The organism is Puerhibacterium sp. TATVAM-FAB25, from assembly GCF_046535855.1.
Classification (GTDB): domain Bacteria; phylum Actinomycetota; class Actinomycetes; order Actinomycetales; family Cellulomonadaceae; genus Puerhibacterium; species Puerhibacterium variabilis_A.
In genome coordinates, this window is record NZ_JAXUAK010000004.1 from 94,400 (window position 1) to 108,157 (window position 13,758).

General features: G+C 74.6%; 13 protein-coding genes and 1 tRNA gene. 5 read left to right on the forward strand and 9 right to left on the reverse strand.

The window, feature by feature from the left end; genetic code table 11:
- Positions 1–86: 86 nt before the first annotated feature.
- From U5M74_RS05805 to U5M74_RS05815, 3 genes are read right to left on the reverse strand one after another with little or no spacing between them, the layout of a single operon-like run.
- Complete coding sequence (locus tag U5M74_RS05805) at positions 87–1,796, reverse strand: carbohydrate-binding domain-containing protein (protein WP_410907012.1); 1,710 nt, start codon at positions 1,794–1,796, stop codon at positions 87–89.
- Positions 1,797–1,812: 16 nt separating this feature from the next.
- A complete protein-coding gene (locus U5M74_RS05810) occupies positions 1,813–2,628 on the reverse strand; it encodes a VTC domain-containing protein (RefSeq protein ID WP_410907014.1) in 816 nt (271 codons plus the stop codon).
- Positions 2,625–3,215 (reverse strand): DUF4956 domain-containing protein, encoded by a 591-nt coding sequence (locus tag U5M74_RS05815; RefSeq protein ID WP_410907016.1) that lies wholly within the window; start codon positions 3,213–3,215, stop codon positions 2,625–2,627. The genes U5M74_RS05810 and U5M74_RS05815 overlap by 4 nt, the downstream gene beginning before the upstream one ends.
- 259 nt (positions 3,216–3,474) lie before the next feature.
- Between U5M74_RS05815 and U5M74_RS05820 the strand changes: the two genes are divergently transcribed.
- A tRNA-Ser gene (locus U5M74_RS05820) sits at positions 3,475–3,561 on the forward strand.
- A gap of 69 nt (positions 3,562–3,630) precedes the next feature.
- Here U5M74_RS05820 and U5M74_RS05825 read toward each other — a convergent pair.
- A complete protein-coding gene (locus U5M74_RS05825; RefSeq protein WP_410907018.1) occupies positions 3,631–4,254 on the reverse strand; it encodes a site-specific integrase in 624 nt (207 codons plus the stop codon).
- A 175-nt stretch (positions 4,255–4,429) separates the two neighbouring features.
- Positions 4,430–4,798, reverse strand: a complete 369-nt coding sequence (locus U5M74_RS05830) for a hypothetical protein (protein WP_410907020.1) — start codon at positions 4,796–4,798, stop codon at positions 4,430–4,432.
- Positions 4,799–4,935: 137 nt separating this feature from the next.
- Between U5M74_RS05830 and U5M74_RS05835 the strand changes: the two genes are divergently transcribed.
- The gene (locus tag U5M74_RS05835; RefSeq protein ID WP_410907022.1) at positions 4,936–5,406 is read left to right on the forward strand and encodes a MarR family winged helix-turn-helix transcriptional regulator; all 471 of its coding nucleotides are present in this window, start codon (positions 4,936–4,938) and stop codon (positions 5,404–5,406) included.
- Positions 5,407–5,921: 515 nt separating this feature from the next.
- On the opposite strand, the gene U5M74_RS05840 is transcribed toward U5M74_RS05835, so the two are convergent.
- A complete protein-coding gene (locus U5M74_RS05840; protein WP_410907024.1) occupies positions 5,922–6,824 on the reverse strand; it encodes a hypothetical protein in 903 nt (300 codons plus the stop codon).
- A 164-nt stretch (positions 6,825–6,988) separates the two neighbouring features.
- The gene (locus U5M74_RS05845; protein ID WP_410907026.1) at positions 6,989–7,768 is read right to left on the reverse strand and encodes an SDR family oxidoreductase; all 780 of its coding nucleotides are present in this window, start codon (positions 7,766–7,768) and stop codon (positions 6,989–6,991) included.
- Between the two features lie 183 nt (positions 7,769–7,951).
- On the opposite strand from U5M74_RS05845, the gene U5M74_RS05850 reads away from it, so the two are divergent.
- Positions 7,952–8,851 (forward strand): hypothetical protein, encoded by a 900-nt coding sequence (locus U5M74_RS05850; RefSeq protein WP_410907028.1) that lies wholly within the window; start codon positions 7,952–7,954, stop codon positions 8,849–8,851.
- Positions 8,848–9,237: a GntR family transcriptional regulator gene (locus U5M74_RS05855; protein WP_410907030.1), complete on the forward strand. Its 390-nt coding sequence runs from the start codon at positions 8,848–8,850 to the stop codon at positions 9,235–9,237. Before U5M74_RS05850 ends, U5M74_RS05855 begins: the two co-directional genes overlap by 4 nt.
- Before the next feature lie 36 nt (positions 9,238–9,273).
- Here the strand turns inward: U5M74_RS05855 and U5M74_RS05860 are convergent, their stop codons facing one another.
- Both U5M74_RS05860 and U5M74_RS05865 read right to left on the reverse strand, forming a co-directional pair.
- Complete coding sequence (locus U5M74_RS05860) at positions 9,274–10,530, reverse strand: GDSL-type esterase/lipase family protein (protein WP_410907032.1); 1,257 nt, start codon at positions 10,528–10,530, stop codon at positions 9,274–9,276.
- A gap of 186 nt (positions 10,531–10,716) precedes the next feature.
- Positions 10,717–12,099: a glycosyltransferase 87 family protein gene (locus tag U5M74_RS05865; RefSeq protein ID WP_410907034.1), complete on the reverse strand. Its 1,383-nt coding sequence runs from the start codon at positions 12,097–12,099 to the stop codon at positions 10,717–10,719.
- A gap of 315 nt (positions 12,100–12,414) precedes the next feature.
- Between U5M74_RS05865 and U5M74_RS05870 the strand changes: the two genes are divergently transcribed.
- Positions 12,415–13,662 (forward strand): Nramp family divalent metal transporter, encoded by a 1,248-nt coding sequence (locus tag U5M74_RS05870; RefSeq protein ID WP_410907289.1) that lies wholly within the window; start codon positions 12,415–12,417, stop codon positions 13,660–13,662.
- Positions 13,663–13,758: the final 96 nt, after the last annotated feature.

Below are 13,758 nucleotides of genomic sequence, written 5' to 3' on the forward strand. Positions count from 1 at the left end.
AGGGTGAAACGGCCCCGCGCGCTGCGGGTCCCTGGCGGTCCGAGACAGAGGGGTCTGTCTCGGACCGCCAGGGACCCGCACCGGGCTCAGGCCGACGTGCCGGCGGTGGTTCCGGTGTCCGTGTCCGTGTCCGTGCCCGTGCCCGGGGCCTGGCCCGGCCGTCCGCCGCCGCCCATGCCCCCGCCCATGCCGCCGGACAGGCCGTCCTCGGCGGCCGCCGAGGCCAGCGTCTGCCCGTCGGCCTGCACCGTGTACGTGGCGCCCGAGGTGACGTCCGGGCTGGTGAACGCGATCGAGGCGGCGTCCTGGGTGAGCGCGAAGGTCGCCAGCTCGGTGCCGTCGTCGGCCACCAGGGTCACCGACGAGCCGGCCGCGACCGTGCCGTCGAGCGTCGTGCCGACCCACGCGCTGCCGGTCACCTGCCCGGTGGCGGCGTTGCCGGTGGCCAGCACCGTGCCGCCGGAGACGGTCACCGTGCCGTTGGCGTCGATCGCGCCCTCGCCGCCGCCGGAGCCGGCGGGCACCTCCAGCAGGCTCGTGCCGCCGGAGACCTCGACGACGCCGTTGGAGTCGAGCGCGTCCGCCCCGGCCACGGCGTGCACGCTGCCGCCGGTGATCGTGAGCGACGCGCCCTCCTGGGCGGACATGTCGCCGCCGCCCCCGCCCGGGCCCTGGCCGGTATCGGCGGCGGCGTCGTCGGACGTGTCGGTCGAGGCGTCGGTCGTCGACCCGTCCGTCGACTCCTCGGCCTCCTTCACCGTGGCGTTGAAGGCGTCGTCGGTGGCGGTGACGTCCACGGTGCCGCCGGACACGGCGATGACCGCCGCCTCGACGCCCTCCTCGGACCCGGTCACGGTGAGCGTGCCGTCGACGACGGCGACGTCGGTGAACCCCTGCACGCCGTCCGACCCCGCCTGGACGGTGGCCTCTCCGCCGAGCAGCGCCACGTAGCCGGCGGTGGCGTCGTCGTCCGCGTCGGACCTCAGGCCGTCGCCGCCGGCCTCGAGCGACAGCGTGCCACCCGTGACCACCAGGTAGTCCTTGCCGCGCACGGCGTCGTCGGCGGCCGTGACGGTGATGTCGCCGGCCGCGACCACCAACCCGTCCTTGCCGGTGATGCCGTCGTCCGCGTTGCCGACCACCTCGAGCGCGCCGGTGCCGGAGATCGCCATGTCGGCGGTCGAGTACAGCGCGGCGTTCGCGGCGTTCTCCGAGGTGGTGTCGGCGTAGGTGGTGGCGTCCTCGAGCCGGTTGGTCGAGCCGTCGGCGAGGACGACGGCGACCTGGTCGGCGTCCTGCACGTCGATCGCGGCGCCGGTGGTGCTGGTGACGTCGGCGCCGTCGAGCACGAGCCGCACGACGCCGTCGGCGGTACTGGCCACGACGACCTGGCCGTCGTCGAGCGTGCCGGAGAGGCGGTAGGTGCCCGGCGCGGTGATCGTCACCGTGGAGCCGTCCACCGTGACGCCGTCACCGCCGGCGGTGGCGGAGTCGCCGGACAGCGTCACGGCCACCTCGTCGGCGGCGTCCCAGGTCTCGTCGGCGAGCGCGGCGGTCTCGGAGTAGGCGAGGTTGGCGTCGAGGACCTCCTGGGCGGTCTGGCCGACGGAGCTGGCCACGGAGGTGTTCTCGGTGCCGGTCCCAGTGCCGGTGCCGCTCGTGGCGGTGGAGCCCTGGGCGACGCTGCAGCCGGTCAGGGCGGCGACGGCGAGGGTGCCGGCGGTGGTGAGGGCGGCCATCCGGTGGGTGGTGCTGCGGGCGGTGCTGCGGGCGGTGCGGCGGGTGCGAGCGTTCATGGGACGTCCTTCGGGCTCAGGCGGGGCAGGGGACGACGTCGGCCAGGTGACGACGGCGCAGGCGGCGCCACGGGGCGTCGGGGAGGTCGGGGCGCAGCACGGCCAGGCCGGTCGCGTACTTGGAGATGCGGTCGGGGCGGTGGCCCGCGCGCCACAGCAGGCGGTCGGCGGCGGACGGGGCGGAGCCGGTCTTGGTCTCCACGACGACGAGGTCGCCGGCGGCGGCCTGCGCGGTGGGCGCGGCGTCGTCGAGCAGCGTCCACACCAGCCCGGTGTCGACGGTCATCCGCGCGTCGGGCAGCAGCAGCGTGGTGCGCCGGTAGCGGGTGCGTAGGGTCGGGACGAGCGGCGCGGCGGCGAGGTCGGGCAGGTCCGCCGCGGCGAGCCGGTCGGCGACGAAGCCGCGGCCGGCGCCGAGGGACGCGTCGTCGTCATGCGGCAGGCGCTCCTTGACGGTGACGCCGCGGGCCGCGCGGGTCTTGACCTCCACGAAGCACGCGCCGGTGTCCACGTACCGGCGGGTGCGCACCTTGAACCGGCGCCGACGGCGCGTGGCGGCCTGCCGGAAGGCCGCGAGGCTGACGGTGTCGAAGTAGGTCGACTCGTAGCCGAAGTCCCGCTCGTCGTCGATCTCCAGCACGCGGGCGGCCGGGGCGAGCGCGGCGAGCAGGCCGCGGGCCTCGTCGGCGGTGAGCACGTACTTGCGGTCGGTGCGGGTCATGAGCCCGGCGCGGGCGGTCAGCTCGTCGAGGCCGACGGCGGGCGCACCGGCGACCGGTGCGGTCACCGCGGCCGCGGGGCCGTGCGTCGGGCCTCCCGTCGGGCCGGTCACCGGGTCACCGCCCCGGCCGCGTGCTGCGGGGCCTGGACGGGCTGCGCCGCGCGGGCCTCGTAGCGGACCTCCACCCACGTGGAGTCGTTGACCAGGTCGAGGCGCTGCACGGAGAGGGAGCGCACCTGGCCGCCGAGCAGCTGCTCCAGATGGGCGACGAGCGCGGTGCGGTCGGCGATCGCGCGGTCCAGCACCACCAGCTCGGAGCGGTGCCGCGCCATCAGGCGGGGGTGGTCGGCCACCAGCATCACGGCGACCACCAGGGCGGACCCGGCGATGCCGAGCCAGCCGGCCGCCGAGCCGAGACCGCCGAGCAGGCCCAGGGCGAGCGCGGCGAAGTAGTAGGCGACCTCCGTCTGGGACAGCTCGGTGGAGCGCAGCCGGATGATCGACAGCACGCCGAACAGCCCGAGGCCGAGCCCGGCCGCGACGGCGCTCGCGGACAGCACCGAGGCCACCGCCAGCACGCCGACGTTGACGCCGAGGTAGGCGGCCACGAGGTCGCGGCGGTGGTGGCGGCGGAAGTAGACGACGGTGAGCAGGATGACGGCGACGAGGTCGACGGCGTACAGGAGGATCGGCGGCATGCGGTGCTCCGAGGGGGTCGGCCCGGGGCTCGCGCCCCGGGTGTTCATGCGGTGTTGACCCGGAGTTCATCCCACCGACCCGGTGCCGCCCTGGGGCGCGCCTCCACAGGGCCTGGGAAACCCGGTCGGGATCCGTGCAGGTCTCGGGCGCACGGCTTCGTGGAGCGCGCCGGGAAGCGCTGCTGGCCGGACCGTCCGGCGTCGCTTTTGGTTCAGAAGGGGTGACCGGGTATCCTCGGACGGCCGGTGTGACCGGCGAGGTAGCGTGTCCGAGCGGCCTAAGGAGCACGCCTCGAAAGCGTGTGTGGGTGAAAGTCCACCGTGGGTTCAAATCCCACCGCTACCGCCGATCGAAGGGTCCCGACCGCAGAATTCTGCGGATCCGGGACCCTTCGTCGTTCCCCGCACTACACATTCACTGCGCTTTGCCCTCTGCGCGAGTGTCCGTCGATGCCTGCGCAACGAGCATGTCGATGATGACGCGGAGGTCCGGAGCGATGTGGGTCCGCTTCACGTAGTGACGCACGGTGGTCGCCTCGCCGGCATGGCCGAGAAGTGCTGTCGCGTTGGCGACCGTGGTGCTGTTCGCTACCAGGGTCGCTACGGTGCGCCGGAAGTCGTGTGGCGTCACCTTGGTGCTGATTCCCGCCTGAGTCTCGCGGAGCTGATCTCGGACGCGGCCCGGAGATCGCGGCGTGCCCTTCGTGGAGGGAAGTATCAGGTCGTCCGGGCCGCCGTCGAGCCCGAGGTCGAGCGCCTCGTTGACCGCTGTCACGACGAAGTCCGGCAGCGTGATCGTGCGCCGGGAGGAGTCCGACTTGGGCTTGGGCTGGCGGATCAGCCGCCCGTTCGCCCTTACGACGGTTCCTGTCACCGTGAGTGTCGGGACCGCGGCGTCCAGATCGAGGTCTGATGCCCGCAGCGCCAGACACTCGCCAATTCGTACGCCTGTGCCGAGCATGGTGTCGGCGATCTGCGGCAGCAGCGTGATGTTGCGGCGGCCTCGACGGAGAGCTGGCCTGTTCTCCCACTGCCGCACGGCCTTGCGCAGCAGTCGATGTCCTCGAGCGCGATCGTCCGGACCTCGTCGCGCTTCGGTTTGCGGACCGTCACGGCGTCGCGGACGGGATTGGACGGCGCCGCGCCGTAACGGACGCACATCATCATGACCTGCGACATCACGTTGCGAGCCTGGCGAGCGGTATCAAACCTCTTCAGTCGGATGGTGCCTGCTCCGAGGACTTGTTCGCCGTGGTGCCCGTGTCCGGGACCATGTAGTGATGCCTGCGGCCCTGGCCGTCCCGGTGCTGCCGCAGCAGGTACCCGGGCGGTGCGGAGCTGGGCCGCCTGTTCTCGGGCAGGTTCGCCAGCCGAAAGCGCTCGCGCTCCTCAGGGGTCGCGTAAGGCGGCAACCCGGTCTGCGCCGGCCCGAACACCCGGTACATGAGGCGGTTGAACCGCTCCCAGCGCGTGTGCTTGAACGGGACGGGCGCCGAGGGCGCTGAGCTCTTGCCGCTGCTCACCCCTTGTCCTTCCTCGATTGCGGCCGAGTCCTCGCGCGGCTCGTTGACTTGGTCCGCCATGTCGGACGTCCTCTCCTCTGGTCTCTGGCTCAAGGCTCGGCCGAGTGACTGCGCCACGATCCCTGCTGCTCGCGTTACTCTTGCATCCTTGGTGCACCAAGAATTGGAGCGTATCCCATGCGGGGAAGGTCCTGACAATGAGCGACGTGAGTGACGAATCTGACCCCCTTGCGTTGGAGAGACAGGTTTGCTTCGCCTTGTCGATCGCGGCGCGCAGCGTGGTGGCGGTCTACCGCCCGGTCCTCGAGCCGCTCGGGCTGACGCACCCCCAGTACCTGGTCATGCTCGCCCTGTGGCAGCACGCCCCCCTGTCGTTGAAGGAGCTCAGCCGGCTGCTCCTGCTCGACCCCGGGACCCTGTCTCCGTTGCTCAAGCGTCTGGAGGCGATCGGCTACATCCGGCGCGAGCGGGACCGGACGGACGAACGCGCTCTCGCCGTCACCCTGACCCCCGACGGGCAGGCGCTTCGCCAGCAGGCCGAACTCGTCCCGGCCACGATCATCGACCGCCTGGGCATGAGCTTGCAGGAGTTGCAGACCCTGCACAGCGCTCTGACTGAGGTCATCGCTGCGGCCACCACACACGCAAAGGTCGAAGCAGCCGATTGATCTGGGCCACGTAGGGACCGGGAAGCGCACCAAGGGCGGCTCCGAACATCTCGGAACCGCCTCACGCTTGGTCGCCCATTACGGCATCGCCGGGAGCTCGCCCAACCACGCAGATTCGAGTTCCGCGCATCGTCTTGCCGTCCGGCCCAGCACCGATCGCCGAGCATCCGGTCGTCTCCACCCCCACGTCAAGGGCGCCTTCGGCGTCGCTACGCGATGGGCTGCGCCCACCCTGGGCCCCGGGGCTCCGACCGCCTCTCGTGCTCCGCTGTCGGTACAGCGCCTCGCAGTGTCCCCACCTCGTAGAGGTCTCCACTTACCCTCCGCTTTGGCGTCCAGACGGGTGCTTCCACAGGGAACGCCATCCAACCGATGCCACGGTTTCCCCGCAGGTCAGTGCCGAGCTCGCCCAGCCGAAGGGCCCCGCACCGCTGGTGCGGGGCCCTTCGTCGTTCACGAGTGCGCCGTCGGCTCGTTCGGCGCGTCCTCGGGGCGCCGTCGGCTCGTTCGGCGCGTCACGCCCTCGCCGGCCGCCACTCGCGACGGGTCGCGCCGATCCAGAAGACGAGGAAGAGCGCGAGCTCCCACACCTCGGTCCAGAAGACCGCGTAGGGCACGTCGCGCCAGATGCAGAGCCCGCCGACCACGAGCCCGATCCACATGGCGACGGTGATGCCGAGGAAGAACCGCCTGCCCGCGCGCGTGTCGGCAGGCCTGTCGGCGGCGGTCCGGAGCCTGCCGGGAAAGGCGTGGCTCGCCGCGGCGAACGAGAGGTTGAGCACGAGCAGCCCCGCGGCGGCGAAGTGGACGAGGTCGAAGATCGACCGGTCGAGCAGCACCTCCCTGCCCAGGACCATCGCGACGACCACGACGACGAGCAGGATCTCGGCCAGCCAGGAGATCCCGATGAGGACGTTCGCCAGGGTGGTCTGCTCGCTCAGCCGGAAGCGGGTCCACCTCATCAACGTCATGTCCATGACGACGAAGACGGCGGCGAGCAGCACGAACGTGCCCACGGCGATCCGGAGGTTCTGCAGCAGCTCCGCGCTGCTCACCGCCTGCTCCAGGCCTGCGGCCTCGGCGGCCCTGGCGGTCGCGAGCAGCTGGGGGAAGGAGTTGGGCACCAGGGCGACGAAGAAGGTGTTCGCCCCCGCGAAGTTCAGCGCGTAGTCCTCGAGCTTCGAGTCGCCCTTGTAGGCCACCATGCAGATCCCGGCGGCCATGAGCCCGCCGACGAACACGTCCCGCAGCGGACCGCCGTAGTAGTCGCTGATGGACTCGAGGACCTCGTGCCGGACGGCCCAGACGACGAAGATCGCCAGGAGGAGCCAGACGGCCGGGAGCAGGGCGATCAGCCGCACGTACCGGTAGACCGCGCTCGCACGGTCCTCGGCGGGCCCGACCGCGGTCGTCGACATGGGACCACGGTACTGAGCGGGCGTGGCCGGTGCCCCGCGCCCACGTCCGCACGAGGGCGGGGACGACGCCGAGCGTCGGAGTTTCCCGGCGAACCAGGCCCGGAAGCCGGGGAACTCCGACGCTCGAGCGGGGCGCGCCGGCCGCGGCCGCCGGCGCGGCGCCGTCAGGCGATGAGCGACTGCCCGCCGTCGACGAACACCTCGGTGCCGGTCACGTGGCTCGCCGCGTCCGACACCAGGTAGGCGATGGTGTCGGCGACCTGCGCCGCGACGCCCGGCTCCTGGCCCGTCAGCGGGATCTGCCCCTCCGGGAACTCGGCCGGCACGCCGAGGTCCTCGGTGTTCCGCTGCTCGGTGTTGTCGTCGATCTCGGTGTCGATCGCGCCGGGGCACACGGAGTTGACCCGCACGCCGCGCGGGCCGAGCTCGACGGCGGCCATGCGCGCGAACGCCACCTGGCCGGCCTTGCTCGTCGCGTAGGCGGACGCGCCGGAGTTGCTGAACGTGCGGGTGCCGTTGATCGACGCGACGACCACGACCGCGCCGCCCTGCCGCACGAGCAGCGGCAGGGCGTACCTCACGGTGAGGAACGTGCCGGTGAGGTTGGTGGAGATCGTGCTGTCCCACTCCTCCGGCTCCAGCTCCTCGAGCGGTGCCCAGACGCCGTTGACGCCGGCGTTCGCGACGACGGCGTCGAGCCGGCCGAGCTCCTGCTCGACGCGGTCGATCACGTCGCGCACCGCGGCGGCGTCCGCGACGTCCGCGGCCACCGGGAGCGCCTTGCCGCCGTCACGGCGGATCTCCTCCGCGACGTCGTCCGCGCTCTCCTGCCGGTGCCCGAGCGCGACCACCGTGGCGCCCTCGCGCGCGAGGCGCACCGCCGTGGCGCGCCCGATCCCCGACCCCGCGCCCGTGACCAGCGCGACCTTGCCCTCCATCGTCATGGTGCCCCCTCGTGCTCTCGGCGCTTCTCTCGGCGCCGTCGACGCTAACGACGGCGCCGGGGCCACGCGCGCGGAGCGGCGGTGCGGCGGTGCGAGGCGGGCGGTCTCTGGGCCGCCGACGCGTTGCCGACGCATCCCGACGCATGGTTCAATGAGTCAACACATTGATTCATTGGAGGCATGATGGCGGCACTCGCCCTGTTGGTCGTGGCACTGGTCGTCGCCCTGGTGGCGATCGTGGTGCTGCTGGTGCAGACCGCGCGCCACCGGCCGGCGGCCACGACCGACGCGGTGCTCGAGTCCGCGCGCCGACACGAGGCGCTGGTCTCGACGTGCGCGGCCGTGGCCGCCGTCGGCGTCGTGATGGTGGTCTGGCAGGTCGAGCTCGGCATCCCGCGGGACCTCGGCGAGGTGGCCCGCTTCACCTCGCCGTTCCTCGGCGCCGTCGTCCTCTGCGTCGCGCGCGGCGTCGGCGAGCGGTTCTGGCCGCGGCCCACCGGGTCGGTGCGGCGGGCTCCGCTCGCGCGGCGGACCGTGGTCGGCGTCGCCGGCCGGCGCCTGCCGGTGCTCGCCGCCACGGTCGCGCTCGGGATCGTCGCCGTCGTCGTCTACGGCGTCACCAGCACCGACGACGGCCGCGCCGTCGCCAAGGAGTCGGTGCTGGGTCCGGACGGCTCGGTCGTCGAGTGGGGGCAGTCGGGCCCGTACCCGGGCTGGGTCTTCGGCATCCCGGTCGGCCTCGCCCTGGCGGTCGTCCTCGCGGCGACCGTGGCCGCCCTCCGGGTCATCACCCGTCGCCCGGCCCTGGCGGTGGTGCCGGCCGAGCAGGACGACGCCGTGCGCCGCACGAGCGCCGCCCGGCTCCTGGCCGGCGTCCAGGCCTGGACCGGTGGCGCGCTGGCGCTGATGATGCTCACCGCCGCCGTCGCGCTGCTGAGCGCCGGGCACCCGGTGGCCGCGGCCTCCTCCGCCGTCGTCGGCCTGGCGACCGGCCTCGGGTCGGTGGTGGTGGCCGTGACGGCGCTCCCCGCCCGCCCCGTCGCCGGCCGGCCCCTGCCCGAGACGGTCGGGGGCGGGGCGTGACCACGGAGCTGCGGGTCGACCTCGACGCGGCGACGCCCGTCTACGAGCAGGTCCGCGCGCAGGTGGCGGCGCTCGTGGCGGTCGGCGCGCTGCGCCCCGGCGACCGCCTGCCCGCCTCCCGCGACCTCGCCCGCGACCTGGGCGTCGCCGTCGGCACGGTCCAGCGGGCGTACCGCGAGCTCGAGGCGCAGGGCGTCGTGCGGTCGCGCCGCCGCGCGGGGACCGTGATCACCGAGGACGTGTCCGCCGCCCGGCGCGCCGCCGAGGCGGTCGCGGCCACGCTGCTCGACGACGTGCGCAGCGTCGTCCGCAAGGCCCGCGAGCTGGGGGTCGACGACGCCGAGCTGCTGACGCTCGTGCGCGGGGCGCTGGCCGAGCGGCCCTGACGCCGTCGGTGCCTCCGCCGCCGGCGTCGGGTGCCGCTAGGCCGCCGGCCGCGGCGCGGACCCGTCGAGCGCCGGCGCGTCGACGACGGGCAGCCGCCCGCCACGGATCTCCACCGGGCGCGGGGCCGGCGCGCGGCGCCGGGCACGGGCGTCGTCGACGACGGCGCGCACCAGCCCCGGCACGAAGTCGCGGCCGCGCCGCACGCACCAGGGCAGCCCGGCGAGCGCGAGCCACGCGAGCTGCGCGCCGGTCGACGGCGCCGCCGGGCCGGGCGCCATCGCGCCGAGCAGCTCCCGCGCCTCGGCGATCGCCCGGGCCCGCGTGTCAGCACGAGCGCTGGCCATGCCCCGCGCTCGTGCTGACACCAGCCCGCGCCCCACGGGCGTGTCAGCACCAGCGCCGGCCATGCCCTGCGCTGGTGCTGACAACGGGGCCTCGGCAGCCGGAGCCGCAGCCGCCGCCGGCGCCGCAGCCGCCGGGAGCTCGGGCAGCACGATCACGCCGGCCCGGTCGAGCGCCACGGCCGCCACCGCCGCCAGCGCCCGGTGCCCGGCCGGGGAGGGGTGCACCCGGTCGGCGTGCCAGGCCGCGCGCCCGGCCAGCCGCGCGGCGTCGCCCACGTCGACGACCACCACGCCGCCGCGGCCCCGTCCGTCGTCGATGCCCGGGCCCCGGTCGGTCCCGGGGGCGGCGCGCGACGCCCGCAGCGCGCCCAGCTCCGAGACCGTGCCCGGCCGCGACGCCCGCGCCACGGCGTCGACCACCGCGTTGACCGCGGCCACCCGGTCCCGCATGACCCGGCGCACCACCGGCGGCATCACCTCGAACAGCCCGATCGCGGGCAGCCGCGCCAGCACCACCGTGGCCCCGACGTCGCGCAGGGCGGTGACGGCGGTGGACAGGTCGCGCGCCACGGCGTGGGCGGAGAAGTCGGAGCGCAGCACGTCGTTGCCGCCGACGACGACGGTCGCGACGTCGGGCAGCAGCGCCAGCGCCTGCGGCAGCTGCTCGGCGACGACGTCGCGGGCGCGGGCGCCGTCGCTCGCGAGGTTGACGAAGCGGGAGGCGCCGGCCAGCTCGGCGAGCCGCCCTGCCCAGCCGATGGACGGCGGCACGGCCCGGTCCACGCAGTCGCCCACCCCGCGGGTGATCGAGTCGCCGAGGGCGACGACGACGGGCCCGTCGCCACGATCGGCTGCCGGCGCGGAGGCGCGCACGGGCCGGCCCGCGGCGCTCGCGCTGCCGCGCTCGCGCGGCAGCGCGAGCGACTCGGCGACGATCGCGACCCTCACGCCGTCAGGACACCCGCGGCGGGTGACCGGCGGGCGGCGGCGCCGCGTCGTGTCGAGGAAGGGCCGACGAAGGTTGGCCGAACAACGGCGGAACGCCGGGCCAACCGGGCCGGCGGCGCGCGGCCGCGGGGCGTCGCCCGCCGGCCCGCCGGGCGTCGTCGCCGTCAGCCGCCCCGCCGGTCGCCGTCAGCCGTGCGCGGCGGCCACCTCCACGCGCGGGCGCCGGCTGGCGGCCAGCACCCCGAGCCGCCACAGCGCCCCGGCCAGCAGCACCACCAGCCCGGCGTTGCGCAGCGCCGCGGCGACGACCATCCACGGCTCGCCGGCGAGGAATTCCCCGTACGCGACGGGGTAGAGGACCTGGGTGCCGAGCGCCACGAGCAGCATCCCGGCCGCGGGCGGCGACCACACGTGCCGCGCGCCCGGCCCGGCGAGCACCAGTGCCGCCGCGACGGGCGGGCCGATCCAGGCGATGAACTGTGGCGAGCCGACCTTGTTGAACACGATGAGGGCCAGCAGCTCCGCCGCCGCGGCGAGCAGGAGCACGTCCGCGGCGAGGTCCGGCCGGCGTCGGGCGGCCATCCACGCCAGCGCGGCCACGGCCAGCACCGCCACGGGCAGCAGGCCGTCCAGCGCGGAGGCGACCTGCCGGGCGGCGTCGCCCTGCACCTCGTAGGTGTAGATGACGTCGTTGTAGGCGATCCGCACGGTCGGGTCCCACAGCCGCGCCACGCTGAACCAGGTGGCCGCCACGGACTCGGCCTGCAGCGTCCGTGCCTCCTGCTGGCCGAACACGCTCCACGCGCGCTCGCCGGCTCCGCCGAGCAGCGCCAGGCCCACCACCGCCACGCTGACCAGCGCGCCCGGGACGACGACCTCGCGCAGCAGGTCGCGCCCGCGCCGCGCGGTCGCGGCCAGGGCGACGACGACGGCGCCCGGCGCGATCTTGATCCACGCGCCGAGCGTGGCCACCGCCGCCGCGACCGCCGGGCGGGGGCCCGCCCACAGCAGCGCGAGCACGATGATCGGGGCGACGACGCCGTCGAGCCGGCCCAGGAAGATGGGTCCCAGCGCGACGAGGAACAGCAGCCACCACCACGCGGCCACCCGCCCGCGCGGCGCCGAGCGGGCCAGCCGCCACACGGCCACGGCGTCGAGCGCGACGACGAGCGCCGTCCACACCACCTCGTAGCCCAGCGTGGAGACCGTCACGAGCGCGGGCAGCGTCACGGGGACCAGCGCGGCGGCCGGGTAGACCCAGTCGTAGTCGAGCACCGGCCACTGGCCGGTCGACAGGCCGTTGCGGGCCCACCACTCGTAGAGCGTGACGTCCCCGTAGATCTGGCCGCGCCACGACACCGCGTCCAGCACCAGCCACAGGTGCGCCAGCACGAAGCCGGCGGCGAGCGCCGGGCCGGACAGGACGGCGCGCTCCAGCGCCGCGCGCGGGCCGGCGGGCCGGGCGGCGGCGCCGGGCGTCACGGTGCGCCGGACGGTGTCGCGCTCGGTGTCGCGCTCGGTGTCGCGCTCGGTGTCGCGCTCGGTGTCGCGCGGGGGCTCGGGGGGCACGGCCACATGGTGTCAGACGCCGCTGCGGCGCTGCCGTGAGCCCGCCGAGATAGAGAGCCATCTTGCCGAGATAGAGAGGTCCGGGGCCTCTCTATCTCGGCGCGCGGCCTCTCTATCTCGGCGGCTGGAGTGAGCAGGCCGGCACAGGTTTCGGATAACCGAAACCTGTGCCAGGATCGGTGTCCACGCAGGTGACGAGGGTGCCGCTGGAGGGGGTCGCAGGTGAGCCAGGCTGCCGCGCACGAGGGTGTCGAGGCCGCGCCGGGACGGGGCGCGCCGCGGCTGCCGAAGGGCGGCCCGACGTCGGTGGCGCGCATGCGGGTCGTCGCTCTGCTCGGCCCGGCGTTCGTCGCGGCCATCGCCTACGTCGACCCCGGCAACGTGGCGGCCAACCTCACCGCCGGCGCACGGTACGGCTACCTGCTCGTGTGGGTGCTCGTGGCGGCGAACGTCATGGCCGTGCTCGTGCAGTACCTGTCCGCCAAGCTCGGCGTGGTCACCGGCCGCTCGCTGCCCGAGGTGCTGGGGGAGCGGCTGCCGCGCCCGGCACGCCTGGCGTACTGGGGGCAGGCGGAGGTGGTCGCCGCGGCCACCGACCTGGCGGAGGTCATCGGCGGCGCGATCGCGCTGTACCTGCTGTTCGGCGTGCCGCTCGTGGTCGGCGGCCTCATCACCGGCGTCGTCTCCCTGGTGCTGCTGGCGCTGCAGGCGCGCCACGGGCAGCGGGCGTTCGAGCAGGTCGTCACCGCCATGCTCGCCGTGCTCGCGATCGGCTTCTGCGCCGGCCTGCTCTTCGCGCCGCCCGACGCCGGCAGCGTGCTCGGCGGGCTCGTGCCGCGCCTGGAGGGCGCGGACTCGCTGCTGCTCGCGGCCTCGATGCTCGGCGCCACGGTGATGCCGCACGCCATCTATCTGCACTCCTCGCTGGCCCGCGACCGCGTCGCGTACGACGTCGCGCAGCGCCGCCGGCAGGGCCTGCCACCCGAGCTCGCCCGCGGCGCGTCCACCCGGCGCCTGCTGACGGCCACCCGGTGGGACGTGGTGCTCGCCCTGGTGCTGGCCGGTGGCGTCAACATCGGGATGCTGCTGCTCGCGGCGTCGGCGCTGCACGGCACGGGCGTCGCCGGCACGGACACCATCGAGGGCGCGCACGCGGCGATCACCGCCGCGCTCGGCCCGGCCGTCGGCCTGCTGTTCGGGATCGGGCTGCTGTGCTCGGGCCTGGCCTCGACGTCGGTGGGCGCCTACGCCGGCGCCGAGATCATGGCGGGCCTGCTCAATGTGCGGGTGCCGCTGCTCGGCCGGCGGCTGGTGACGCTGGTCCCGGCGGTGCTGCTGCTGGCCACAGGGCTGTCGCCCACGTGGATGCTCGTGGTGAGCCAGGTGGTGCTGAGCTTCGGGATCCCGTTCGCGATGATCCCGCTGGTGGTCCTGACCCGGCGCCGCGACCTGCTCGGGGAGCACCGCAACGCGCTCGGCACCCAGGTGCTCGCGGGGCTGGTCGCGGGCGTCATCGTGGTGCTCAACGTGACGCTGCTCGTGCTGACGTTCGCGGGCGCCTGACGCGGCGCACCGCCCCGGCGGCCGGCGCGCCGCCGTTGATACGCGGTATCGCTTGACGTGAGACGCCGTTGCGGAGAAGCATGAGAGGGACGCAGC